General features: G+C 32.8%; 19 protein-coding genes and 5 pseudogenes. 11 read left to right on the top strand and 13 right to left on the bottom strand.

What is annotated here, in order from left to right; genetic code table 11:
* Positions 1-6 precede the first annotated feature (6 nt).
* The 4 genes and pseudogenes from ACQ9BO_RS16310 to ACQ9BO_RS16295 all read right to left on the bottom strand — a co-directional run bounded on the left by ACQ9BO_RS16310 (position 7) and on the right by ACQ9BO_RS16295 (position 2,900).
* Positions 7-447 (bottom strand): DinB family protein, encoded by a 441-nt coding sequence (locus ACQ9BO_RS16310; protein WP_431241588.1) that lies wholly within the window; start codon positions 445-447, stop codon positions 7-9.
* 90 nt (positions 448-537) lie between these two features.
* Positions 538-1,408 (bottom strand): annotated as a pseudogene (locus tag ACQ9BO_RS16305) (nucleoside phosphorylase).
* A 94-nt stretch (positions 1,409-1,502) separates the two neighbouring features.
* A complete protein-coding gene (locus tag ACQ9BO_RS16300; RefSeq protein WP_026729839.1) occupies positions 1,503-1,835 on the bottom strand; it encodes a translation initiation factor in 333 nt (110 codons plus the stop codon).
* A 113-nt stretch (positions 1,836-1,948) separates the two neighbouring features.
* A pseudogene (locus tag ACQ9BO_RS16295) lies at positions 1,949-2,900 on the bottom strand (isopenicillin N synthase family dioxygenase).
* 173 nt (positions 2,901-3,073) lie between these two features.
* On the opposite strand from ACQ9BO_RS16295, the gene ACQ9BO_RS16290 reads away from it, so the two are divergent.
* From ACQ9BO_RS16290 to ACQ9BO_RS16280, 3 genes are all read left to right on the top strand, one after another.
* The gene (locus tag ACQ9BO_RS16290; RefSeq protein ID WP_431241587.1) at positions 3,074-5,050 is read left to right on the top strand and encodes an alpha-ketoacid dehydrogenase subunit alpha/beta; all 1,977 of its coding nucleotides are present in this window, start codon (positions 3,074-3,076) and stop codon (positions 5,048-5,050) included.
* Positions 5,051-5,118: 68 nt separating this feature from the next.
* Entirely contained in the window at positions 5,119-5,634 is a 516-nt protein-coding gene (locus tag ACQ9BO_RS16285; RefSeq protein ID WP_431241586.1) for a hypothetical protein, read from the top strand.
* Positions 5,591-6,862: a DUF885 domain-containing protein gene (locus ACQ9BO_RS16280; protein ID WP_431245136.1), complete on the top strand. Its 1,272-nt coding sequence runs from the start codon at positions 5,591-5,593 to the stop codon at positions 6,860-6,862. The genes ACQ9BO_RS16285 and ACQ9BO_RS16280 overlap by 44 nt, the downstream gene beginning before the upstream one ends.
* A gap of 327 nt (positions 6,863-7,189) precedes the next feature.
* Here ACQ9BO_RS16280 and ACQ9BO_RS16275 read toward each other — a convergent pair whose 3' ends face one another.
* From ACQ9BO_RS16275 to ACQ9BO_RS16260, 4 genes are all read right to left on the bottom strand, one after another.
* The gene (locus ACQ9BO_RS16275) at positions 7,190-8,065 is read right to left on the bottom strand and encodes a quinone oxidoreductase family protein (protein WP_431241585.1); all 876 of its coding nucleotides are present in this window, start codon (positions 8,063-8,065) and stop codon (positions 7,190-7,192) included.
* A gap of 78 nt (positions 8,066-8,143) precedes the next feature.
* A complete protein-coding gene (locus tag ACQ9BO_RS16270) occupies positions 8,144-8,479 on the bottom strand; it encodes a Crp/Fnr family transcriptional regulator (RefSeq protein WP_431241584.1) in 336 nt (111 codons plus the stop codon).
* A gap of 263 nt (positions 8,480-8,742) precedes the next feature.
* Complete coding sequence (locus ACQ9BO_RS16265; protein WP_431241583.1) at positions 8,743-9,222, bottom strand: hypothetical protein; 480 nt, start codon at positions 9,220-9,222, stop codon at positions 8,743-8,745.
* An 8-nt stretch (positions 9,223-9,230) separates the two neighbouring features.
* A complete protein-coding gene (locus tag ACQ9BO_RS16260; protein ID WP_431241582.1) occupies positions 9,231-9,638 on the bottom strand; it encodes a glyoxalase in 408 nt (135 codons plus the stop codon).
* A gap of 133 nt (positions 9,639-9,771) precedes the next feature.
* Here ACQ9BO_RS16260 and ACQ9BO_RS16255 point away from each other — a divergent pair, with 133 nt between their 5' ends.
* Complete coding sequence (locus ACQ9BO_RS16255) at positions 9,772-10,218, top strand: hypothetical protein (protein ID WP_431241581.1); 447 nt, start codon at positions 9,772-9,774, stop codon at positions 10,216-10,218.
* Positions 10,219-10,279: 61 nt separating this feature from the next.
* On the opposite strand, the gene ACQ9BO_RS16250 is transcribed toward ACQ9BO_RS16255, so the two are convergent.
* Together ACQ9BO_RS16250 and ACQ9BO_RS16245 are read right to left on the bottom strand one after the other, a co-directional pair.
* On the bottom strand, positions 10,280-11,539 hold the full coding sequence (locus tag ACQ9BO_RS16250; protein ID WP_431241580.1) for a mechanosensitive ion channel family protein: 1,260 nt from the start codon (positions 11,537-11,539) through the stop codon (positions 10,280-10,282).
* Entirely contained in the window at positions 11,532-11,819 is a 288-nt protein-coding gene (locus ACQ9BO_RS16245; protein ID WP_431241579.1) for a DUF3817 domain-containing protein, read from the bottom strand. The genes ACQ9BO_RS16250 and ACQ9BO_RS16245 overlap by 8 nt, the downstream gene beginning before the upstream one ends.
* Before the next feature lie 105 nt (positions 11,820-11,924).
* On the opposite strand from ACQ9BO_RS16245, the gene ACQ9BO_RS16240 reads away from it, so the two are divergent.
* The 4 genes and pseudogenes from ACQ9BO_RS16240 (at position 11,925) to ACQ9BO_RS16225 (ending at position 16,978) form a co-directional block, all read left to right on the top strand.
* The gene (locus ACQ9BO_RS16240) at positions 11,925-12,458 is read left to right on the top strand and encodes a DUF6155 family protein (protein WP_431241578.1); all 534 of its coding nucleotides are present in this window, start codon (positions 11,925-11,927) and stop codon (positions 12,456-12,458) included.
* Positions 12,459-12,567: 109 nt separating this feature from the next.
* Positions 12,568-14,107 (top strand): annotated as a pseudogene (locus tag ACQ9BO_RS16235) (DEAD/DEAH box helicase).
* Between the two features lie 185 nt (positions 14,108-14,292).
* A pseudogene (locus tag ACQ9BO_RS16230) lies at positions 14,293-15,626 on the top strand (DEAD/DEAH box helicase).
* Between the two features lie 83 nt (positions 15,627-15,709).
* On the top strand, positions 15,710-16,978 hold the full coding sequence (locus ACQ9BO_RS16225; RefSeq protein WP_431241577.1) for an NAD(P)/FAD-dependent oxidoreductase: 1,269 nt from the start codon (positions 15,710-15,712) through the stop codon (positions 16,976-16,978).
* 121 nt (positions 16,979-17,099) lie between these two features.
* Here the strand turns inward: ACQ9BO_RS16225 and ACQ9BO_RS16220 are convergent, their stop codons facing one another.
* A complete protein-coding gene (locus tag ACQ9BO_RS16220; protein ID WP_320567445.1) occupies positions 17,100-17,372 on the bottom strand; it encodes a DUF4242 domain-containing protein in 273 nt (90 codons plus the stop codon).
* Between the two features lie 159 nt (positions 17,373-17,531).
* Positions 17,532-18,761 (bottom strand): multidrug effflux MFS transporter, encoded by a 1,230-nt coding sequence (locus ACQ9BO_RS16215; RefSeq protein WP_431241576.1) that lies wholly within the window; start codon positions 18,759-18,761, stop codon positions 17,532-17,534.
* Between the two features lie 226 nt (positions 18,762-18,987).
* Between ACQ9BO_RS16215 and ACQ9BO_RS16210 the strand changes: the two genes are divergently transcribed.
* The 3 genes and pseudogenes from ACQ9BO_RS16210 (at position 18,988) to ACQ9BO_RS16200 (ending at position 22,583) form a co-directional block, all read left to right on the top strand.
* Positions 18,988-19,326 (top strand): hypothetical protein, encoded by a 339-nt coding sequence (locus ACQ9BO_RS16210; protein ID WP_431241575.1) that lies wholly within the window; start codon positions 18,988-18,990, stop codon positions 19,324-19,326.
* 737 nt (positions 19,327-20,063) lie between these two features.
* Positions 20,064-21,983, top strand: a pseudogene (locus tag ACQ9BO_RS16205) (DUF294 nucleotidyltransferase-like domain-containing protein).
* 3 nt (positions 21,984-21,986) lie between these two features.
* Positions 21,987-22,583, top strand: a complete 597-nt coding sequence (locus tag ACQ9BO_RS16200; protein ID WP_431241574.1) for a 3'-5' exonuclease — start codon at positions 21,987-21,989, stop codon at positions 22,581-22,583.
* Positions 22,584-22,759: 176 nt separating this feature from the next.
* Here the strand turns inward: ACQ9BO_RS16200 and acs are convergent, their stop codons facing one another.
* Positions 22,760-24,667 (bottom strand): acetate--CoA ligase, encoded by a 1,908-nt coding sequence (gene acs / locus ACQ9BO_RS16195; protein ID WP_431241573.1) that lies wholly within the window; start codon positions 24,665-24,667, stop codon positions 22,760-22,762.
* Between the last annotated feature and the right edge of the window lie 212 nt (positions 24,668-24,879).

The following is a 24,879-nucleotide window of genomic DNA, read 5'->3' as shown; positions in this document are numbered from 1 at the left end:
AACCTTTTAGGATTTTATCTGATTGATATGATGTTCTAAATGTTCAACATAATCCGTCATAAGAAATCTTAAATCGATAACAGATTCGTCACTTAAAACAATTTTAAAATTCAAAGCTTCCTCAGTAACAGATTTCATAATCCTAACAATTTGATTGTTCAATACAAACCATAATTGGGTCAATTCCTCAATATCCATTTCCTGATACTGATTTATATTTACTAAATCTGTTTGATTATACGGCCTGTGTCTATACGGCTTGTCTACATAATTAATTTCAGTAAAACGTACCAAATTATGAACCGCCGAATCTACTAAATGTCCTAAAATCTCTTTTTTAGACCATTTTCCAGGTTTTCTTTCTTCTAAAACATTTTGACTAATTTCGGGAAAAAAGTTTACATTTTCCTTCAATAATTTTTCAAATTTTAGAATTGCATTTTCCATGAATTAATTGCTTATAAATTGATTTAAATATTTATCCTTCAATTTTTACCAGTGATAATTATCAAATTATCTTATAGGCAAATTTTCTAATTATTTTCCAGCCAATTTGTTCAATGTATAAGCAATAAGTTCATCTACAGCTTTATAAGGATCTTCACTGAAAGTTCCAGATGCACGATTCGCAATAATTGCATTTAATGATAACGCATTATGTCCCAAAAGTGCAGAAAGGCCATAAATAGCGACTGTTTCCATTTCTAAATTAGTGATTTTTGTTCCGTCAAAATCGAAATTATCCATTTTATTGTTTAATTCTTCATCTTGGATATTCAAACGCAAAACACGTCCTTGAGGGCCGTAAAAACCGCCGGCAGTTGCTGTAATTCCCTTAAAAATTCGATCTGATTCAATGAATTTTTCTAATTTTTCAGAACACGCAATTGCATAAGGTCTTCCTTTTCTAATATCCCAATTGGTATGCATGATAAAAGCATCTTCAATAGCGAGCATTTGAAACATCATCGATCAAATAGGAGCGAAGCATATTGTCAAGTCCAAGTCCGAATTTCGACATTACGAAGCTGTCAACAGGAATATCTTCCTGCAGAGAGCCTGAAGTTCCAATTCTGATAATATTCAAAGAAGTCAACTTTTCTTTTGGTGTACGCGTTTTTAGGTCAATGTTTACCAATGCGTCTAATTCATTCAAAACAATGTCAATATTGTCTGGGCCAATTCCGGTTGAAATTACAGAAAGACGTTTTCCTTTATAGATTCCGGTTTGAGTCTTAAATTCCCTTTTTTGTGTGGAAAATTCAATCGAATCAAAAAATTGAGTGATTTTTTCCACTCTATTTTGATCTCCAACAAATATGATGTCGTGCGCAATATGTTCAGGACGAAGGTTTAAGTGATAAACACTTCCGTCTGGGTTAAGTATTAATTCTGAGTTTTGTATCATTTTTTAAGGTACTAAGGTTCTGAGATGCTAAGGTTCTAAGGTTTACAGTTGAATATTTTCTAATCTAAAATCTACAATCAGAAATCTAAAATTATTAGCCACCTACACGTTTTGTTTTAAATCCTTTTTCTTTTAAGATTGCCATGATTTTGTCGCGATAATCACCTTGAATAATGATTGAATCGTCTTTAAAAGTTCCGCCAACGCTTAATTTTGTTTTGATTTCTTTGGCTAAGATTTTAAAATCTTCATCCGAACCTTCATAACCTTCAATAATTGTGGTTGCTTTTCCTTTGCGTTTCTCAAATTTACAAATCATTGGCTCTTTTTGAACATACAATACATGTTCTTCGGCCTGAATTTCTTCGGGTTCATTTGATTCAACGTGATCAGGAAATAAGTTTTTTAATTGATCTTTAAAGTCCATAATTTTCTATTCTAAAAAATAAATTCCAACTATAAAAGTATTTAAAAATTAAATTCCAAACTCCAATAAAGCTTGGAATTTGGAATTTTAATATTAAAAATCTATTTAAGTTTTTACTTTTTGATTAAACCTAAATCTACTAAACGTTCGTATAAGTAATCTCCCGCTGTGATATCTTCAAATTTCTTAGGATTTTCAGCATCAATACAGTTTTCTAAACAATCCAGTCGCATATCGCTCACTGGGTGCATAAAAAACGGAACAGAATAACGAGATGTTCCCCATAATTCTCTCGGCGGATTTACTACTTGGTGAATCGTCGATTTTAATTTATTGTTAGTATGTCTAGACAACATATCGCCAACATTGATAACTAATTCATCATCAGCTGCAATAGCATCAATCCATTCGCCATCATGATTTTGAACTTGCAATCCTTTTCCTTGCGCTCCCATCAACAGCGTAATCAGGTTGATGTCACCATGAGCAAGCAGCACGAATTGCATTTTCTGGCTCAGAAGTAATAGGAGGATAGTGGATTGGTCTTAAAATAGAGTTTCCTTCTTTTGCATATTGATCAAAATAAAACTCATCTAAACCTAAATGCAAAGCTAAAGCTCTCAGTACATAAACACCTGTTTTTTCAAGCATTTGGTACGCTTCTTTACCCACTTCATTAAAGCGTGGCAATTCTTTCACTTCAACATTATCTGGGTATTCTGAAGCCCATCTTGAATCCTTGTCAACATATTGTCCAAAATGCCAGAATTCTTTCAGATCTCCCTCTTTACGTCCTTTAGCATGTTCTTTTCCAAAAGATACATAACCTCTTTGTCCGCCAATACCAGGAATTTCATAATTATGCTTAGTTTCTATTGGCAAAGCGAAAAATTTTCTAATTTCGCTATAAAGCTCGTCTACCAATTGATCATCTAAGAAATGACCTTTTAAGGCTACGAAGCCAATGTTTTCAAATGCACTGCCGATTTCATTTACAAATTTTTGTTTACGTTTCGGGTCGTCCGAAAGGAAATCACGTAAGTCTACACTAGGAATGTTTTGCATACTTTACATTTTTTATTTAAAGATGAAAGGTGTCGAAAAACCTTTCAGAAACAAAGGTAGAGAATATTTTAGAATTGAATTTTAAAAGTTATATAAAAATTGAAATTTCATAACAAAAACAAATAAAATTGTTATATTTTTCTATATTTGAAATCATAAAAAAACATAAACCAATGATCTTTTACAGAGAAAACCTGACCGACGCTCAATTATTAGACTTATATAAGAAAATTTTAAAACCTCGATTAATCGAAGAGAAAATGCTGATTCTGATTCGTCAGGGCAAAGTGTCAAAATGGTTTTCCGGAATTGGGCAAGAAGCTATTGCTGTTGGAGTTACATCTGTTTTGGATGAATCAGAATATGTATTGCCAATGCACCGAAATCTTGGTGTTTTTACAACCCGAAATATTCCTCTTCATCGCTTATTCTCACAATGGCAAGGAAAGGCAAACGGGTTTACAAAAGGAAGAGACCGCAGTTTTCATTTTGGAACGCAGGAATATAAAATAATCGGAATGATTTCGCATCTCGGACCACAATTAGGAATCGCAGACGGAATTGCATTGGCCGATAAACTTCAGAATAACAAAAAAGTAACTGCCGTTTTTACGGGAGAAGGCGCAACCAGCGAAGGAGATTTTCACGAAGCTTTAAATATTGCGGCTGTCTGGAAATTGCCTGTAATGTTTGTTATTGAAAATAATGGCTACGGACTTTCGACACCTACAAACGAACAATATTTATGCGAAAATCTTGCGGATAAAGGCATTGGTTACGGAATTGAAAGCCACGTTATTGACGGAAATAACATATTGGAAGTTTACAACAAGCTTTCTCAACTGAAAAGAGAAATGCAAGATAATCCGCATCCTGTTTTATTGGAATTCAAAACCTTCAGAATGCGCGGACATGAAGAGGCGAGTGGTACTAAATATGTACCGCAGGAATTAATGGATGAATGGGTCGCTAAAGATCCTATAACAAATTATAGAAAATATTTGACCGAAACAGGAGTTTTGACAGCTGAATTTGACGAACAGCTTCACAACGAAATCAAACAAGAAATCGATGAAAATTTAGCTGTTGCAAATGCAGAACCAGAGATTGTCCCAACTTACAGTGGAGAATTAAATGATGTTTATAAAGATTTTGAATATGAGGAATATACCCATGGAGAAGAAGTAAAAAACATTCGTTTTATTGATGCCATTCGCAACAGTTTAGAACAATCTATGTGGCGCAATAAAAATCTTGTGATTATGGGACAAGACATTGCCGAATATGGTGGTGCTTTTAAAATTACAGAAGGATTTGTAGATGCTTTTGGAAAAGAACGAATTCGAAATACGCCAATTTGCGAAAGTGCTGTTGTTTCAACCGGAATGGGATTGTCAATCAACGGTTACAAAGCAATTGTAGAAATGCAATTTGCTGATTTCGTTTCTACCGGCTTCAATCCGATTGTGAATTTATTAGCAAAATCACATTACCGCTGGGGAGAAAAGGCTGATGTAGTGGTTCGTATGCCTTGCGGCGGAGGAACTCAGGCCGGACCTTTTCATTCACAAACAAACGAGGCTTGGTTTACAAAGACTCCAGGTCTAAAAGTGGTTTATCCAGCATTCCCTTATGATGCAAAAGGACTGCTCAATACTTCTATAAATGACCCAAATCCGGTATTATTTTTCGAACATAAACAGTTATACAGAAGTGTTTATCAAGATGTTCCCATGGATTATTATACACTTCCTTTAGGAAAAGCCTCTTTGATTAAAGAAGGAAATTCGGTGACTATTATTGCTTTCGGAGCAACGGTTCACTGGGCTTTAGACACTTTAGAAAAAAATCCACAAATTGATGCTGATTTAATTGATTTGAGAACGCTTCAACCTCTTGATACCGAAGCTATTTTTGCTTCTGTTAAAAAGACCGGAAAAGCTATAATTTATCAAGAAGACACTATGTTTGGAGGTATTGCAAGTGATATTTCGGCTTTGATTATGGAAAACTGTTTTGAATTTTTGGATGGCCCTGTAAAAAGAGTTGCTAGTTTAGATTCTCCTATTCCGTTTACAAAAGCTTTGGAAGATCAATTTTTGGCTAAAGATCGTTTTGAAGAAACCTTATTGGATTTACTAAAATACTAAGCTAAAAGGAATATGGTTTTGAAGAAAGAACATTTTTTCTATCTTTAAAACCAACTTAAACCCAAACTATGAAAAAACTGCTTATTCCTATTATTGCTGTTTCATTGCTTATTTCCTGCAATAAAAACAGCAAAACAACTGTTGATAAAAACTTAGATCGAAAATTCGACAAGTACAAAGACAATTTTGTCACTGATTTATGGAAAATCTATCCAGGATGGGCTTCTGGAGTTGGGTATCATAAATTAGACAGCGTTTTGGTTGTGCCAGATGCCAATGCCAAAAGAGCGGAACTTGATTTTGCCAACGCACAATTAGATTCTTTAAAACATTATGACATTGAAAGACTTTCGGACAATAACAAGACCGACTTTCAGATGATTAAAAACCAACTTGAAGGTGCTATTTTCAGTATAAATGAATTAAAATCAGCTGAATGGAATCCTGCAGAATATAATGTTTGCGGAGCTTTTGCCGAAATCTTAAATGGAAAATATGATTCTTTAGACGTTCGTCTTCAAGCTTTTAACATCAAAATGAATAATATTCCTGCTTATTACGAAGCGACAGAAAAAGAATATTAAAAATCCAACTATTGAGCATACAGATCTAGCAATTTCCCAAAATATTGGAGGATCAACTGTTTTTGAAGGCGAATTGAATGATGCTTTAAGCAAAAGCAAATTGAGCGAAACCGAGAAAAAAGAAATACAAGAAAAGGCGAAAATTGCTGTAAAAGCAATTAAAGATTATGCAGAATGGTTGAAAAACTTACCAAATAAAACGCCTCGTTCTTTTAGATTAGGAGCCGATTTATATGCTAAAAAATTCAATGTAGATATTCAATCCAGCTATTCTGCTGATGAAATCTATAAAATTGCTGTTGACCACAAAAATGATCTTCATGATAAAATGTTTGTTTTAGCGGATAAGCTTTGGAAAAAATACAATGGAAATGCTCCAAAACCTGCAGACAAATTAGACTTGATCAAACAAGTTATTGATAAAATTTCGCTTCATCATACAACGCCGGAAAAGTTTCAATCGGAAATTGAAAAGCAAATTCCAGAACTTACTGCTTATGTAAAAGCGAAAGATTTATTGTATATCGATCCATCAAAACCACTAGTAGTTCGCAAAGAACCGGCATATATGGCAGGTGTTGCTGGCGCTTCGATTTCGGCTCCTGGACCTTATGATAAAAATGCAAATACGTATTACAACGTTGGAAGCATGTCTGGTTGGACTGCTGAAAATGCTGAAAGTTATTTACGCGAATACAACGACTATATTCTTCAGATTTTAAATATTCACGAAGCAATTCCGGGACATTATACACAGTTAGTTTACAGCAATCAATCGCCAAGCATTATAAAATCAATTTTAGGAAATGGCGCAATGGTTGAAGGCTGGGCAGTTTATGCTGAAAAAATGATGCTAGAAAGCGGTTACAAAAATTCTGACGAAATGTGGTTGATGTATTATAAATGGAATTTGAGAACGACTTGCAACACTATTTTAGACAACAGTGTTCATACTAAAGAAATGTCTAAAGAAGAAGCCATGATTTTGCTTACTAGAGAAGCTTTTCAACAACAAGCTGAAGCAGAAGGGAAGTGGAAGCGCGTAACTTTATCTCAGGTTCAATTATGCTCTTATTTCACAGGATATACAGAGATTTACAACTTAAGAGAAGAACTTAAACAGAAAGAAGGCGATAAATTCAACTTGAAAAAATTTCATGAGAAATTCTTAAGTTTTGGAAGCGCTCCGGTTAAATATATTAAGGAATTAATGCTTTCAGAAAATTAAAATTCTGAAGCTTTGAATTCAAAAAGGTTTGGCAAAAATGATTGCCAAACCTTTTTTTATGTTTAAACCCAATATTGTCATTTCGAACGAGAAATCTCCACGAGTAGCTCTGTACAGAATTTCGCCAATCTTTGTAGAGCTACTTACGAAGATTTCTCGTACCTCGAAATGACAAACAATACGGATTGTTAAAACTCATAAAAAAAACGTTTAATCCGTGTTCAATATTTTTAGATAAGAACAACAAGACGTTTTCCATCTGAAACTTCTTTTGCCCACATTTCTTCAATATCAATTAAATTGCCAGTTTCAATATTAACTTTCAATTTATTCTGAGCTGACCAAAAGAAACATTTCTGGAAGTATTTCTGAAAATAATAATTTCACTTCTTCTTTTGACCAGCTTCCTAAACCGGAACCTGATAATTGCAGATCTACGCTTCTTAAAATACCTGATGACAATTGAATGCTGTCGCCGGCCATTCCGCCAATGGTTACATATCTTATTTTATTGGTGAATGATCCGTTTCCTTTTAAGACAGAAAGAATCAACTCCGCAGGATGTCCCCATAAATAATCCAATATAATATCAATTGGTGAGTTTTGATGAATTTCTTTTAATTGAGAAGTAAATGCATCATCATTTTGTTTTAATGAAATTGTTTCATCTGCGCCTAATTCTTTTAGACTTTGAAATGTTATTTCATTTCTTCCGGTAACAATTACCTTTTTTGCGCCATAATATTTTGCAATCTGAATCGCCATTTGACCTGTAAATCCCGTTGCTCCGTTGATCAAAACAGTGTCGCCAGCTTTTATATTAGCACGAAATCGCAAAGCCATTGCTGAACCTGCAACCGCATTAGGAAGCGAAGCCGCAACTGCATCGCTAATTCCATCAGGAAGCGGTACAAAAATGTTTTTATCAATAATCGCTTTTTCGGCTATTGTTCCTGAAATTCCACGAGCATAAACTCTAGTTCCGTTTTCGAACAAACCAACGCAATCGCTTCCAACTACAAAACCATTTTCATTATTGTTTTCTGAAGAATAATGTTTTCCAGATGCTTTTCCTTTATCAAGATTTGTAATTCCAACGGCTTTTACCGAAATTAAAATCTGATTTTCATTTTGAACAATTGGTTCTGCAAATTCTGCATATTTTGGCAATTCTCCTTTTGTATAAACTACTGTCGCTTTCATAATTATTTAATTTTATGAGGCAAAGTTCCAAACTTCATTTTCGGCAGACGATAACATTTGTTATCAAATGCAAAAGGGCTATTTTTTGTGTACTAATTTGCTTTTGATTCGGCTTAAATGAACGGTGCTCACACCAAGATAAGAGGCAATATAATGTTGCGGAACTCTTTGGATAATTTGAGGTCTTTCATTAATTAAATTCAGATAACGCTGTGCAGGATCGTCTTTTATGAAAGAAACAAAATATTTCATATAATCAAATGTTCTTTGAAAGAGCATATTGATTAAAGCATCGCGAAGTTCTGGAATTTCTTTTATTTCTTCAAGAATTTTATCTAGATCGTTTTTATGAATCCACCATAAAATGGAAGGTTCAATTGTTTCGACCACAACCGGACTTGGCAATTTTTTCATAAAACTTTCAATTGAAGCCACACTTTGGTTTTCAAAAAAAATTGCGTTGTCAAATCTTTCCCATTATTATTGAACCAAACCCTAATACAACCTTTTTCAATTATAAAAAGCTTTTTAGAAATTTCTCCTTCCTCTAAGAGAACCGTTTTGGCTGGAACTTCGATTCGATTAAAATAACCAGTGTATACGTTCCATTTTTCATCTGTTAAAGGGAATTTATTTCGGAATTGGCTAAACATGGGTTTTCTTTGTAAATAAATTTATTATACTGAATTAGAATTATACCCGGTTCTAGTTGATAAAATGTGAAATATTATCGAATCCAGAAACTCTTCATACTCTAGATTTAGATTTAGAGACATTTTTTGAGTGGAAGTCCAAAATTTTAATTTTATATCTGCTATTTTAATTTTATTAATAAAATAAGAACTTTTTAAGTTAAATGAGAAATGATTTTCTCCAATTCTTCTGATAGTTTGGTTGTGATCAAATGTTAGATAAACTTCAGTAATTTCATTTATATCGTTTGTTTTGTCTTTATTCTGAAACAAAATTTCAAATTTAGCCGAACTAAATGGCGTTTGATAACTTTTAAGCTCTAAAACCAGTTCGTCATTTGAATCAAAGATTTTGATTATGTTCTTCCTGAGAAAATTAAATTTTATAGTGGAATAAAACAACAATTCTCCATTTTTATAAACAAATAAGCTTTGTTTATTATTCTCTATAATTTCTATTTCCATTTAAAATCTTACTTCAAATCTGATTCCACTTCAAATAACTGCACCTGACTTTTCAATCGGTCAATTAATAAATTCATCATTCTTTTATTCAAACTAGATGAATTCTGAATATAGGCTTCATATTCCTCAAGCGTAAAAAGAGCCATTACAATTCCTTTTAATGAATTACGGAACTTAATATCTTTTTGAATGGAATTTTCAATCGTCTGAAGTTTCTTTTCGACTGAATAGGAGTAAAAATCGGCTTTGTTTTTATTTATGTAGTTTATAAAAACTGCAATAAACAAATCATTTTGAAGTTTTAAAATAGGCCTAATCGTCTGATTTTGAAAAATCTCATCTGCAGAAGATTGAGCGCTTACAGTTCCTAAAGTTTCGCCTCTGAATTCTCTTAAAAAAATGTCTCTAGCTTCCATGTGTTTTTCTTTAAATTTAGAAAAAAATCAAATACAAAATAGTCTATTTTTGTTTTTTAATAAAAAAAGAATGAACCATATAAGCGATAAAAAAGTTTATAAGTTTTTCTTTAATCGAGCTTAAATTACTTATATGATGAATACTTCCATGATGAATAAAACAACTATAATTTTTCTTTTATTGGTTTCGATTTTGATTGTTTCTTGCAATTCAAAAGAAGACAAAAACAGTTATAAAGAAATTGTTTATCGTGCTGTACATCAAAAAGACACTGCTATATTGACACTTAATATCAACGAAAAACGTTTTTTTGGCCGATATGAAATCCTATATCATCAAATTGGAAAAGATTCTGGAGATGTAAGGGGAGACGTTAAAGGAGATACTTTAAGAGGTGATTTTCATTATATTTCAAATGGAGGAAGCTGGAAGAGAATTCCTTTAGCATTACTCAAAAAAGACAAAAAACTAATTTTAGGAAACGGAGTAATAGGAACGTATATGAGTCTTCCGTGCTTTATTCAGGGAACCTTAAATTATAATGACCCAACATTTGTTTTTGACGAGATTAAAAAATAATTTTTCAGTCGCAGTCGCAGTTTTCAGTTTATAACTGTGACTGAATACTGCAACTGAAAACTTAATTGTCTAAACTTCCAATCTTAGACAGAAGTTCAAATATTTCAAGATCAAAATATTCTACTGAAGCCATAACATGGTCAAAAATATCCGCCATGATGTATTCGTAATTTGCCCAACGTTTGTCACTCGAAAAAGCATAAATTTCCAACGGAACTCCATGCGCAGTTGATTGTAGCTGGCGACACATGATATGCATGTCTTTATTCAATCCTGGATGTGTTACCAGATATTGCATAATATATTTTCGGAACAAACCTAGATTAGTCATATTTCGGCCATTGAGAGCAAGTGTTTTATCAACTCCTCTAAGATCATTGTATTTTTCAATTTCGGCTTGTCTTGTCTCTATATAAGATGAAATCAGCTGTACTTTTCTCATTTGAGCCAAATCTTCATCAGTCAAAAAACGAATCGTGCTACTTTTGATCAAAACGTGTCTTTTGATTCGGCGTCCAGCAGATTTTTGCATTCCGCGCCAGTTTTGGAAAGAATCCGAACTCAAAGCATAAGTTGGAATTGTTGTAATGGTATTATCAAAATTTCGGACTTTTACTGTTGTCAAATTGATTTCGATAACATCTCCATCGGCACCAAATTTATCCATCGTAATCCAGTCACCAATTCGAACCATATCGTTTATCGCTACCTGAACACTTGAAACAAATCCGAGAATTGTATCTCTGAAAATCAAGATAATAATTGCCGAAAGCGTTCCTAAAATGGTCAGCAATTCGCCTTTTTTGATCCCGAATAAAGTCGAAATAATCATGGCAACTCCAAAAATCCAAAGCACAATCATGATAACCTGAACGAAACTATCAATAGGCTTGTCGCTGTATTCTGGTTTTTGCTTTAAGTAATCACGTAACGAATTAAAAACAGTCCTAACGATCCATAATCCCAACAATACAATATAGATTCCTACGATTTTTCCGAAAATAGATTCCCAATATTCGTATTTGTCCAAAATTACAGGAACCGCTTTGTAAATAAAGAAAAACGGAATCAAGTATGCGGTATATCGCGTTGTTTTGTTCTGAATTAAATAATCGTCAAATTTGGTTTTGGTGCGTTGCGCGAAAATAGCTGTCAGCGTAACCAAAACGAATTTGGCCACATAATAAATAACATAGGCTAATGCCACCAAAATGGCAATATTAAAAATAAGACTGGTATATGAGGCCACATTACGACTCATTCCCCAATCTCTGAAAATCGGATATAAAAAGTTAAATATTTTATCCAAAAGCTTATGCATTATTCTCTAAATATTTCTTTTCAATATAAAAAGTTCCGAAAGGAATAAGAGAAGCAACTAAAATGATTCCGAAAGTTTTCGCATCCCAATTCATTGGCTTTTTCAATAAAAAAGCAAGAATAATATATCCTATAAATAAAACACCGTGTGTCATTCCCAACGGACGCAATAATGTATGATAAAGTTCTGGATTGTTGGTTTTTATGAAAAGCATATTAGCAAATAATACTAAATAAGATATTCCCTCTAAAATGGCAGTAACTTTAAAAATCTTGAGCATATAGATGTATTTTTTGAATTTATAGAAGCAAAATTAAGTATTAGTATTGGTTTTTAGGTTATGTGTCAGAAAAGTAATTTATTTTTACAGTCTTAAACTTTGATAATGAGCAAACGCGATTTAAAAAAATATTTAGCCGAATTGACCAAAGAACAACTTGAAGAACAATTGATCGAGTTGTACGAAAAATTTAGTCCGGTAAAAGTCTATTATGACTTTGTTTTTAATCCGAAAGAAGACAAACTTTTGCAGGAATCGAAAGTTAAAATCTCGCATGAATATTTTCCAATAAAAAAGCCAGGAGCAAAATGGCGTCCGAAGGCAAAAATGCGTCGTTCTGTAGCTCAAAAAATCATCAAACATTTTATTTCTCTCGGCGTTGATTCATTTATTATTGCCGATTTGATGTTGTACAATATTGAAATTGCACAAACATATTCTTCTCAAAATCTCATCAAGCAAGAATTATTTTACAAAAGCATGTTTAATTCATTTGAACAAGCAATCAATTTTTTGATTTCTAACAATATTTTGTTTGACTATAAAGCAAGAATTCATGCAATTTATGATGAAATTGTTCAACAAAAATGGAAAAACAAATACGATTTTGAGACAATTTTGGACAAAATCGACCTATAAATGCACTTCTCATAAAAAATCTTTATTTAAAAAAAACATTTATTTTAGGTTAAATAACGATGAATAACTGTTTTTTCGATGTATTTTTGCAAAAATCCAAAAATAAACAATGTCTCAAAACACTTTAGAAATAGAAAGAGAAGAGAAAAAGAACTTTATGCGTACCAAAAAGGCGATATTGATGCCATTTTTGACCGTTTAGACAATGCTCCTCCAAAACACCATTTATTATATCAATTGCCTACTGGTGGGGGAAAAACAGTAATATTCTCAGAAATTGTACGTCGTTATTTATCTAATAATGACAAAAAAGTGGTTGTTTTAACACACCGTATAGAGCTTTGCAAACAAACGTCAAAAATGTTGAAAGGTTTTGGCGTAAGCAATAAAATAATCAACAGTAAAGTAAAAGAACTTCCTGACCAAAATGATTATTCTTGCTTTGTGGCAATGGTTGAGACTTTAAAAAACCGTATTAATGATGAAAAATTGCATCTGGACAATATTGGTTTAGTTATTATTGACGAGGCACATTACAATTCATTCAGAAAGTTATTAAACTCATTCAAAAATGCTTTTATTCTTGGGGTAACAGCAACACCTTTGAGTTCAAACATAAAATTGCCAATGCACCAGAGTTACGACGAACTTATCGTTGGAGATACAATTGGTTCATTGATCGACAAAGGATTTTTGGCAAGAGCAACAACTTATAGTTATGACGTTGGTTTGACTTCGTTGAAAGTTGGTATCAATGGTGATTATACTGTAAAATCTTCTGACGATTTGTATACTAATACTATGATGCAAGAAAAATTGCTTCACGCTTATACAGAACGTTCTTTGGGTAAAAAAACTTTGATTTTCAATAACGGTATCCACACATCATTATATGTATATGATACTTTTAGAGAAGCAGGTTATGATATCAGACACCTTGACAACACTAGCGACTCTGAAGAGCGTAAAGATATTTTGGCTTGGTTCAAGAAAACTCCAGATGCGATTTTGACTTCTGTAGGAATCTTAACTACTGGATTTGATGAACCAACTGTTGAAACTATTATTTTGAACAGAGCAACAAAATCGCTGACATTATATTTCCAGATGATTGGTCGTGGATCTCGCAAATTACCAGGAAAAGACGAATTTACAGTAATTGACTTAGGTAACAACGCGAGCACGTTTTGGATTATGGAGCGAGCCTGTAAACTGGCAACATATTTTTAAATCTCCGGAATTTTATCTTGAAAATCTTCGAGATGATACTGAAATCGAAATGTTTTTCAAATACAGCATGCCACCTGAATTAAGAGCAAAATTCAGCAAAACGGCTGACGTCACTTTTGATGTTGATGAAGAACATAAATTAGCAATCAAACAAAATTTGCGTTCGAAAATTGTTTTAGACAAATCGTTAGAACAACATGCGGCAATGTGTGTCGATAATACTGAAACAGCCGCAGGAAGCGAAATTACTAGCAAAAGAGCTAGACGACGATATTGAATGCCGAATCAAGCGTTATGCTAAATGTTTGAGCCAATGCAGTAAAAACTACCGCGAATGGTTGGTTGATGATTACAAAAAGAACATGACATTATTAATCGGTAAAAAATACCGTGAAAAAATCATGAACGAACCGGATTAATTTCGTTAAAAAGTTTCAGGTTTCATGTTTCAAGTTGTTGGAATCTAAAACATTATTTATAATTTTAAAAGGAGAAATTGCATTTCAGAATAATTCATTTCGAATGTGATTTCTCCTTTTTCTAATCTATTAAGTTTCTCAATAACTTGAAACATGAAACTTTAAACAAAAAAAAACAAAAAACCATGTCTAAACAATTCTCAGCATTAGGAGTTTCAGCGCCAATTTTAAAAGCTTTAGGCGAATTAAATATTGTCGAACCAACAGAAATTCAGCAAAAAACAATTCCGTTGCTTTTATCTGAAAGCAATGATGTTGTTGGTTTGGCCAAAACTGGAACTGGAAAAACTGCCGCTTTTGGTTTGCCACTTTTACAATTAGTAAAGACAGAATTGCCTGTTGTACAAGCTGTGATTTTAGTTCCGACAAGAGAACTTGGACATCAAATTTTTAGAAATTTAGAAGATTTTTCAAAACATATTCCGAATATTTCAATTGCCGCAACTTGTGGTGGAATTCCGATTAAGCCACAAATTGAACGCCTTACGCGACCTACACATATAATAGTAGCAACTCCGGGCCGATTGATTGATTTGATTCAGAGAAAAGCTGTCGATTTAAGTCACACACAATATTTAATTTTAGATGAAGCCGATGAAATGGTTTCTATTCTAAAAGAAAGTCTAGACGAAATTATTGCAGAACTTCCAAAAAACATCGCACGCTTTTATTCTCGGCAACTTTGCCAGGAACAATTAAACAACTGGTTCAGAATTATTTAAATAAAAATGTAGTTCAAATCAGTGCGAGCATGGAAACATCAGGAAATCAAGGAATTGATCATCAATATACTGTGGTTGATCCAATTGAAAAATTGGATGTTTTAATGCATTTCTTAAATTCTAGAGAAGGCGAGCGCGGTATTATTTTCTGCAAAACAAAAGTCGCTGTAAATAAATTAGCAAAAAATTTGGCCATAAATCGCTTTTCTTCGGGAGCACTCCATGGAAGTTTGACTCAAGGAATTCGTGACCGAATTATGGACCAATTCCGTGAAGGACATATCAATATATTAGTTGCGACAGATCTTGCCGCAAGAGGAATTGACGTAAAAGAAATCGCTTATGTCGTAAATTATCATTTGCCAGATACTTACGAAAATTATGTTCACCGAAGCGGAAGAACCGCTAGAGCTGGGGCAAAAGGACTTTCATTAACAGTTTTGCAGGAAGAAGAAGTTGTCGAAATTCCCGAATTTGAAGAAGAATTAGGAATTAAATTTACCAAATTCGAAAAACCTTCTGCTTTGAGTTTAGAAGAAAACAATACGCTTTTATGGGCAAAGCAAATCTTCAAAACAAAGCCGAATCACGATATTTCTTCTGACCTAAAAACAAAAGTGAAAACTGTTTTTCATCATTTAACAAAAGACGAATTGATAGAAAAATTGCTTGCCAATTATGTTTTGCAAAACAAAATCGATGTAGTTGAAAAACCTGTTAAAAAATTCAAAAAGTAATAAATTCAACAATTGTCATTGCATATTAAAGTTGTATATTTATAAGGAATTATTTTATAATCCTCGTAACAACAACATATAATATGAACATAGTCATAATAGGAGGAGGCTTTGCGGGAATCAATCTCGCAAAGGAACTTGTAAACCATCCTCAGATTCAAGTAACCCTTGTAGACAAAAACAATTATAACTTTTTCCCACCACTAATATATCAAGTTGCAACAGCCTTTTTAGAGCCTTCGAGCATTAGTTATCCTTTCAGAAAATTTTTTGCAGGGAAAAAGAACTTGAACTTTCGTTTAGGAGAATTGCTTTCTGTTGTTCCAGCAGAAAACAAAATCATTCTAAATAATGGCGAATTGACATACGATTATCTTGTTTTTGCAACTGGTGCAGAAACAAGTTATTTTGGTATGGAAAACGTAATGAAAAACGCTATTCCGATGAAGACCTTAAATGATGCCATCGAAATGCGAAACACACTGCTTAAAAACCTTGAAAAAGTCGCGATCTGCAAGGAAATGCGCAAACGACGCAAACTATTGACGATTGTAGTGGCAGGAGGAGGACCTACGGGAGTAGAAGTTTCTGGAATGTTTGCCGAAATGAGAAAAAGTATTCTCCTTAAAGAATATCCAGAATTAGATACTTCTGCTAGCAATGTTTATTTAGTTGATGGAGGAGATGCACTGCTTTCGCCAATGAGTGAAGCTTCTCAAAAAGACACTTTGAAAGCATTGACAGATCTTGGTGTTGTTGTAAAATTAAACAGTCGCGTAACAGATTATGTTGACGACACTGTATTTTTTGAAAATGGAGAAACCATCAAAACCAAAAATTTAATTTGGGCCGCGGGAGTTTCTGCAAAACTTTTTGACGGAATTCCGAAAGAAAGCTATGGTCGTGGAAGACGTATGGCTACAGATCAATATAATAAAGTCAACGGTCTGGAAAATATCTATGCAATTGGAGATACGGCAATTTTAGCGGGAGATAAAAATTTCCCAGACGGACATCCTCAAGTGGCGCAAGTTGCAATACAACAAGGAATAAATTTAGCTAAAAACTTCATGAATATGGTCGCCGGAAAACCGCTGAAACCTTTTGCATATCATGACAAAGGATCGATGGCTATTATAGGAAGAGCAAAAGCCGTTGTTGATTTACCTAGTCCAAAATGGCATTTTAATGGATTTTTTGCTTGGGTCATTTGGTTATTCATTCACTTGATTTCTTTGATAACCTACAGAAACAGATTAAATACGTTCTGGAATTGGATGGTTGCTTATTTCGCAAGAGATCAATCTCTTAGAATGATCATCAGGCCTGATAAAAGACAATCTGCGGAATAAACAAATGAAATTCCAAATCTAAAATTTCAAACTACAAAAAGTGACTACGAATTTTGAAATACGAAAGCCAAAATCAAATGATTTTGGCTTTTTAGTTTCCAATAAATTGGAATTTGGAATTTTATTCTGCTGTAGTTGGGTCAATTATTCCAACCACTTCATTTACTGAATTAGCTGGAAATCCACCCAATTTAGCATGTTCATAAACCATTTCCTTATTTGGCGCTATATATACACAATAAAGCTTGTCATTTGTAATATAGCTGTGTTGCCATTGAATTTGCGTTCCTAATTGATTAAGTACACCACAAGAAGCCTGCGAAATACTTTTTAGTTGATCAGATGTAAGTTTACCAGCATTTGGGATTTCCCTTTCAATAACATACTTAGGCATAATAATTCGAAATTTATTCCTACTCATGTGGCTTTTCGGCTTCGCCCCGTTTTTCAAAATGGTCTCTGGATTCCATTATTTTTTAAGTACTATAAAATTAATGAATTAAAAGAAAATAAATTGCTAATTATTGGTTTTTAAACAAATAGAACTCTTAAGTTAATGAACAACTGCAACATCATCGTCAACAGAAATCTCGACTTTATTTTTTATAAATCTCTTTCCGATATTTAAAACTATAAAAGCAATTATAGTAGTAAATGTCATTATAACAACCATAGGCGCTACAGAATCTTTAACAAAGATTCCAACGGCAAACGACGCGATAGATCCTAAACCTAATTGAATAGCACCCATTAAAGCTGAAGCACTACCGGCATTTTTAGCAAATGGAGCCATCGTTAATCCCGCGGTATTTGGATTTGAAATTCCCAAACAGCCTAAAAACACGAACAACATTGCAATAGTTTCATACAATCCTAATAGATTATTTAAAGAAAGCACGAGAAAAACAATACTTACAAGAGATTGCAAAATTAATGCTCTAAAAATTATTTGTTCGCTTGAAAATCGTCTTAACAAAAGCGAATTCAGTTGACTAGAACCTATAAAACTAACCGACATAAAAGCAAAAATCCATCCGTAAGTTTTGGCATCAACATGGTAAATATCCATAAAAATGATAGGCGAGGCCGCCACATATGTAAATAATCCAGAAAAAGCAATTGCTCCCGTAAATGCATAAGTAAAAAATTGAGGTTCCTTAAGTACTTTTAAAAAGTTTGAAATAATAGGTTTTGGCATTAATGATATAGAAACATCTGGCTTATAACTATTTGGCAAACCAATTTGAGAAGCAAATAAAATAGAAATTCCCATAATCATTAAGATAAAAAATACACTATGCCAACCATAATCCTGTGTTACATAACCACCAATCGTAGGCGCAAGCATTGGGGAAAGACCTAGAACAAGCATTAAAAGTGAAAATACTTTAGGAATATCTTTTACAGGAAATAAATCACGAACCATAGCTACAGAAGCAACAGTTGCTGCATGACTCCCAATTGCCTGAATAAATCTCAAGAATATAAACAAATCAATATCAGACACATAAACACAACTCAGCGATGCTAATATATAAACCATCAAACCTACAAACAAAGGTTTATTTCGCCCAAAACGATCCAACAAAGGCCCATAAAGCAATTGTCCAGCCGAAATTCCAATAAAATAACTCGACAAACTCATTGAAACTTTAGCGACTGTGGTATTCAAATCCTTTGCAATATCTGAAAAACCAGGCAAATACATGTCGATTGAAAAAGGACCAAGTGCAGTTAAAGAACCTAAAATTAAAATAAGTTTGATGTATTTTTTTGTTGTCATTATTCTTAAAAAAATCTAATAAATTTCCTGTAAAGGTATAGTTTTCATAACTTATAGTGACATTAAAGAGAATTTATGGCAAATTTTAGTATTTCATGCTGATAAAATTTGCATTACCGATTTATTAACCAAAAAATTTAAAAAATTATGAAAAAGTACATCTTATTAGTAGCGATTCTATTTTCATCCGTTTCATTTGCTCAGTCCATTACGTCAAAAATAGAAGATGCAAACGCAAGCACAATACGAGCTTCTTAAAAAAGTAAATGAATATTACCCGGATATCACATTAAGCAAAACCGTTACTAATTTTTATGCTGACGGAAACATTATTGACACACAACAACAATTTGATTTAAAAGGAACAAAATTTTCAAGCTATAAATTAGGAATTGATCCAGGAAACAAAAAATTATTATTTGAATATGTTTCAGACGAAACTGGAAAAGTTTTTGGCGATGTACAACTTTTTAAAGGAAATGTTTTGCGAACAACATTTTCAGACAAAACAAATCAGATCGAAATTTCATTGAACGGAAAATCTGTTTATTTGAAAAAATTATAAAAAAATTTTCAAATACGAGAAATTTGAAGCATCACCAATACGTGATGCTTTTTTATATTTAAAAATGAAATTGCCGAGAATCTGATATTTGAGAAAAAATATATTTAATTTTCAAATATGGAAAATTCATGACATTTAGTAATGATCATTTTTAAACAAACACGTTTGACTGAAAATTCAATATTCGAAGAAAAATAATTTATTTTTTTAAATATGGAAAATTCAGGAATATACATTAGGTCGACTTAAAAAAGAAAGCTTGATACAAGTTTAACAATAGATCGAATAATTGAAATAGAAAATCAAAGTTTTCAAATAGACGAGATAAAATGTATCGCGTACGGTAATATTGATTAAGCTTCATAATTCTAAATTTTACAAATATCATTTTGACCTATAATTTATATTATGTAAAATAGAATATTTCAAAACTTCTTCGATTCAGTATTACGTCCTCGACCTAATATTTAATTAAAATATAGTTTTGAAACACGCATACTCTTTTTCAAACAATTGTAAATGAGAATTTTACTAAAAAATAAAAAAAGATAAACTTACACAAAATACATTTTAGAGTAATAATTTAAATTTTAAACGTAAAAAAAACATTTTAAAGCCTTGAAAACAGTAATTCTTAACATTTCTTTAAAATAATAAGTTTCTGCTAAAGATGCTGTCATTGTAAGACTTTATTTTCTTATTTTTACATTCGATACTTTAAAAAATTTATCAAACGTATGAATACTATTGCTGAGCATATTGCAGATTTTTTAAAAGAATACCCGCCATTTAATAATTTGACTTTTCAGGAATTATCTGATATTGCAACAAATATTCGTGTATTAAATTTAGAAAAACACACTGTACTGTTTCAAAACAATGATACACTGCACGATAGCTTTTATGTTGTAGCTTCAGGAGTCATTAATTTGACTACAATTGCTGATGCCGAAGAAACTATTATCAACAAATGTCATGAAGGCGATATTTTTGGCTTAAGACCCTTTTTTGCTAAAAACAACTATATGATGACGGCAAAAGCGCGCGAAGAAAGTATAATATATGCTATTCCGATTGCCGTTTTCAGACCTTTCGTTGCTAATAATTCCGATGTTTTGAATTTCTTATTAGAGAGTTTTGCAACAAATTCAAGACATACAAAAGACAGCGTCAATTCTAACGGAAAAATGATTTCTGACACTTCTTTTTATGTAGATCAACAGTCTGAAATGCAATACATTCAGTCACTTAACTACAACAATTCCCCTTTAACTACAGAAGCTACTCATGTTGTTAAAGATGTTGCTATTTTAATGACCGAGGCAATGGTTGACAATATTATAGTTTGTGGAGAAAAAACAGACCGATAGGTATTGTAACCGCTACTGATCTAGCTTCTAAAATTGCCACCGGACGCTATCCTATTACTGAAACTATTGATAAAATCATGTCGTCTCCAGTGGTAACGGTAATTGAAAATGTTTCGCTTGCCGAAGCGCAATTGCTTATGCTAAAACATAATGTAACGCATTTGTGTGTGACAAAAGACGGTACGAGCAAATCTGCAGTAAAAGGAATTATTTCTGAACATGATTTAATTGTTGCTCAAGCCAGTAACCCTGGTGTCTTAATTAAAGAGATTAAGCGTTCGCAGTTGCCCAAAGACTTAAAACAAATCCGTGATCGCCTTTCTGATTTGATTCAGAATTCGATTCAAAAAAACATTCCAATTTCGCATGTAAGCAATATTGCGAGCGAAATCAATCTAGCAATCATCAAGCGTTCTGTTGAATTATCTATTTTAGATTTGGGCTCACCTCCTGCTCGTTTTGCCTGGTTAAGCATTGGGAGTCAAGGACGTAAAGAGCAATTATTGCTTACAGATCAAGATAGTATTTTGATTTTTGAAGATGTTGCTCCTGAAAAATATAGAGAAGTAAAAGATTACTTTTTAAGGCTGGCAAAAAGAGCTACAGCTATATTAGAAAAAGTAGGATATGAATTTTGCCCTAACGGCCATATGGGAAGCAATATGTTGTGGTGTAAATCATTGACAGACTGGACAAAACAATATAACAGCTGGATGAATACTCCAGGTGAAAACAGTAATGATTTGAGCAGTATTTTCTTTGATTATGAAATTGTTTTTGGAGAGCCAAAAATTGAAGAGGTGATCGAAAACGTAATTTTCAAAAATGCGGTAAATAACACCTTATTCTTTGACTTTTTAGGAAATGATGCCTTGAAAAAGAATTCTCCTTTAAGTTTCTTCAAAAAATTCATTATTGAAGAAGAAGGCCCAAATAAAGGAAAATTTGATATAAAAAATCGCGCTTTGATGCCATTAATTGATGCTCGCACGTTTGCTGATTTTAAATGCCAACATTAAAGGAATCAAAAATACTTATTTGAGATTCAAACAATTGGCAATAACAGATTCTAAAAATGCTGAAATATATCTGAGCTGTGCTGAAGCATTCTTGATACTTTCAAAATTTAGAACTGTTGAAGGATTAAAAAATGATGATTCTGGACAATATATTAATGTAAGAGATATGTCTAAAACAGACAAAGAGAAGTTAAAAAATGCCTTGACCCCAATGAAAGATCTTGAGGAATTAATTAAGAGTAAATTTCAACTGACACAATTCTCGTAAAATATGCTAGACTGGCTTAAAAATATTAATAAAGAATATCCAGATTTTTGGAAAGATTACCTAAATAAATTCGAAACAAAACCTAACAGATTCGTTGTTTTATCAACAGAAACTTCGGGTTTGAATCCGAATAAAGATGTTATTCTTTCTTTGGGAGCTTTTTCTGTAATTGATGACGGAATTGTAATAAAGGATAATTTTGAATGCGTTTTGCTACAATACAAATTCTTGCAGGACAACGGACTTTCAAACGAGTTTATCATTGAAAGTAAAATGAGCAAAATGCAGGAACCAGAAGCACTTGAAGCATTTGTGAATTTTCTTGGCAATGCTGTTCTGATAGGACATCACATAAATTTTGATATTGAAATGCTCAACTCCTCTTTAGAGCGCCTCGACTGTGGCCGACTAAAAAATGAGGCTCTTGATGTCGATGTTATGTACAGAAAATTAATGGATATTAATGACAAACAATTTTCGCTAGACGATTTATGCGAAATCTATAAAATTCCAAAAAGTGATAGAAATTCTTCTGCTGAAGATGCATATAGAATCGCGTTGCTGTTTTTAAAATTAAAATCTAGATTGGGGATTAAGTAAAAAATATTTAGAAATCCGTAATTATCAGACTGAGCGAAGTCGAAGTCTCTCATGCTGAATCACAATATTGCTGGACTTCGACTTCGCTCAGTCTGACAAACATCTGTTCTCTGCTAGACTTAAAAAAAATGCCTCTTAAAAATCTTAAGAGGCATTTTTTTTATCAGTAGAAATTATTAAATCTTTCCTTTTGTAATTTCTTCCACCACTTCAGGATTTAATAAAGTCGAAGTATCTCCAAAATTAGAGAAATCACCTTCAGCTATTTTACGCAATATTCTACGCATAATTTTTCCTGAGCGTGTTTTTGGCAAACCAGACACAAATTGAATTTTATCCAATTTTGCAATTGGCCCAATATGATCTGCAATATATTGATTGATCTCTTTTGCCAAGTTTTCTTTATTTCTAACTTCACCAGTTTCTTTCAAGATAACATAACCATACAAAGCATTCCCTTTAATATCGTGTGGGAATCCAACGATTGCAGATTCAGCAACTGCAGGATGTTCGTTGATTGCATCTTCAATTGGAGCAGTTCCTAAATTGTGTCCAGAAACGATAACAACATCATCAACTCTACCTGTAATTCTGTAGTACCCAACTTCATCTCTTAAAGCGCCGTCACCAGTAAAGTATTTTCCTGGGAAAGCTGAGAAATAAGTTTCTTTATAGCGATCGTGATTACCCCAAATTGTTCTGGCAATTCCAGGCCAAGGGAATTTAATACATAAACTTCCAACAACTTGATTTCCTTCAATTTCATTACGTTTTTCATCCATTAATACTGGCTGAATTCCTGGCAATGGCAATGTTGCATAAGTTGGTTTTGTTGGCGTCACAAAAGCAATTGGCGAAATCATGATTCCTCCAGTTTCTGTTTGCCACCAAGTATCTACAACCGGACATCTCTTATCTCCTACGTGGTCATTAAACCAGTGCCACGCTTCTTCGTTAATTGGCTCTCCAACAGATCCAATTACTTTTAGAGATTTTAGAGGATATTTTTGGATATAATCTAAGCTTTCTTTTGCTAATGAACGAATCGCCGTTGGCGCAGTATAAAATTGAGTGATTTTATGTTTTTCAATAATATCCCAAAAACGGCTAAAATCCGGATAAGATGGAACTCCTTCAAAAATTACTGTTGTAGCTCCATTCAATAATGGTCCGTATAATATATAAGAGTGACCTGTGATCCATCCGATATCTGCAGTACACCAGAAAATATCATTTTCCTCATAACTGAAAACATTTTTAAATGTATATGCTGTATATACCATGTATCCTGCTGTAGTATGAACCATACCTTTAGGCTTCCCTGTTGATCCTGAAGTATATAAAATGAACAACGGATCTTCAGCATCCATAATTTCAGCAACACTGTTATCCAAAGCCACATCTAATAATGGTTGCAACCAAATATCACGGCCATCTTTCATTTTCACATCAGTATTAGTTCTTTTAGCCACTAACACTTTTTCTACCGAAGGACAAGTTTCAAGAGCTTCATCAACAATTCCTTTTAAATCAATTGTTTTGTTTCCTCTATATCCTCCATCAGAAGTAATTACCATTTTACATTCACAGTCATTAATTCTTGCTGAAACTGCCGAAGCAGAAAATCCAGCAAAAACAACAGAATGTATTGCTCCAATTCTAGCGCAAGCCAAAACCGAAACAGCCAATTCTGGAATCATTGGCAAATAAATACAAACTCGGTCTCCTTTACGTACGCCTTGCTCGCGCAAAACATTCGCCATTTTTGAAACTCTTTCGTATAATTCATTGTATGTTATATGCAAAGCTTCCTCAGACGGATTATTTGGCTCAAAAATAATAGCTGTTTTTTCGCCTCTTTTGCTTAAATGTCTATCGATACAATTTTTTGTAATATTAACTTTAGCGTCAGTAAACCATTTTACTTCTGCATCAGCCATATTAAAATCAACTACTTTTTCCCATTGTTGGTACCAAGTAAAATTTTCTTCAGCAATTTTGCCCCAAAATTTTCTCGGTTCCCTTATTGACTTATTGTAATGCTTAAAATATTGTTCTAAATTTTCAATTTTATAATAACTCATATGTTTCTTGGAATTTTTTTTATAAATGTATTAAATCTCTGTGTATTCTTAAAATTATTTAATTCATAAATTTTGACAAATAAAAACACATATTAAAAAAAATATCTCTTTTTATTGTGTTTAATTCAAAAATATACTTTTTTACATCAAAAAGCATATTGCAAAAAAGGCGCAGTAAACAAATACTGCACCTTTTTATTTTTAACAATTTC

The sequence above is a fragment of the Flavobacterium sp. P21 genome (genome assembly GCF_050632225.1).
Classification (GTDB): domain Bacteria; phylum Bacteroidota; class Bacteroidia; order Flavobacteriales; family Flavobacteriaceae; genus Flavobacterium.
This window is presented reverse-complemented; position numbering and strand designations above follow the sequence as displayed.

Bases quoted from the DNA above. Each gene is read 5' to 3' on its own strand.
- ACQ9BO_RS16310 (WP_431241588.1), bottom strand. From the start codon at position 447: ATGGAAAATGCAATTCTAAAATTTGAAAAATTATTGAAGGAAAATGTA.
- ACQ9BO_RS16300 (WP_026729839.1), bottom strand. From the start codon at position 1,835: ATGGACTTTAAAGATCAATTAAAAAACTTATTTCCTGATCACGTTGAA.
- ACQ9BO_RS16290 (WP_431241587.1), top strand. From the start codon at position 3,074: ATGATCTTTTACAGAGAAAACCTGACCGACGCTCAATTATTAGACTTA.
- ACQ9BO_RS16285 (WP_431241586.1), top strand. From the start codon at position 5,119: ATGAAAAAACTGCTTATTCCTATTATTGCTGTTTCATTGCTTATTTCC.
- ACQ9BO_RS16275 (WP_431241585.1), bottom strand. From the start codon at position 8,065: ATGAAAGCGACAGTAGTTTATACAAAAGGAGAATTGCCAAAATATGCA.
- ACQ9BO_RS16270 (WP_431241584.1), bottom strand. From the start codon at position 8,479: ATGAAAAAATTGCCAAGTCCGGTTGTGGTCGAAACAATTGAACCTTCC.
- ACQ9BO_RS16265 (WP_431241583.1), bottom strand. From the start codon at position 9,222: ATGGAAATAGAAATTATAGAGAATAATAAACAAAGCTTATTTGTTTAT.
- ACQ9BO_RS16260 (WP_431241582.1), bottom strand. From the start codon at position 9,638: ATGGAAGCTAGAGACATTTTTTTAAGAGAATTCAGAGGCGAAACTTTA.
- ACQ9BO_RS16255 (WP_431241581.1), top strand. From the start codon at position 9,772: ATGATGAATACTTCCATGATGAATAAAACAACTATAATTTTTCTTTTA.
- ACQ9BO_RS16250 (WP_431241580.1), bottom strand. From the start codon at position 11,539: ATGCATAAGCTTTTGGATAAAATATTTAACTTTTTATATCCGATTTTC.
- ACQ9BO_RS16245 (WP_431241579.1), bottom strand. From the start codon at position 11,819: ATGCTCAAGATTTTTAAAGTTACTGCCATTTTAGAGGGAATATCTTAT.
- ACQ9BO_RS16240 (WP_431241578.1), top strand. From the start codon at position 11,925: ATGAGCAAACGCGATTTAAAAAAATATTTAGCCGAATTGACCAAAGAA.
- ACQ9BO_RS16225 (WP_431241577.1), top strand. From the start codon at position 15,710: ATGAACATAGTCATAATAGGAGGAGGCTTTGCGGGAATCAATCTCGCA.
- ACQ9BO_RS16220 (WP_320567445.1), bottom strand. From the start codon at position 17,372: ATGCCTAAGTATGTTATTGAAAGGGAAATCCCAAATGCTGGTAAACTT.
- ACQ9BO_RS16215 (WP_431241576.1), bottom strand. From the start codon at position 18,761: ATGACAACAAAAAAATACATCAAACTTATTTTAATTTTAGGTTCTTTA.
- ACQ9BO_RS16210 (WP_431241575.1), top strand. From the start codon at position 18,988: ATGCAAACGCAAGCACAATACGAGCTTCTTAAAAAAGTAAATGAATAT.
- ACQ9BO_RS16200 (WP_431241574.1), top strand. From the start codon at position 21,987: ATGCTAGACTGGCTTAAAAATATTAATAAAGAATATCCAGATTTTTGG.
- acs (WP_431241573.1), bottom strand. From the start codon at position 24,667: ATGAGTTATTATAAAATTGAAAATTTAGAACAATATTTTAAGCATTAC.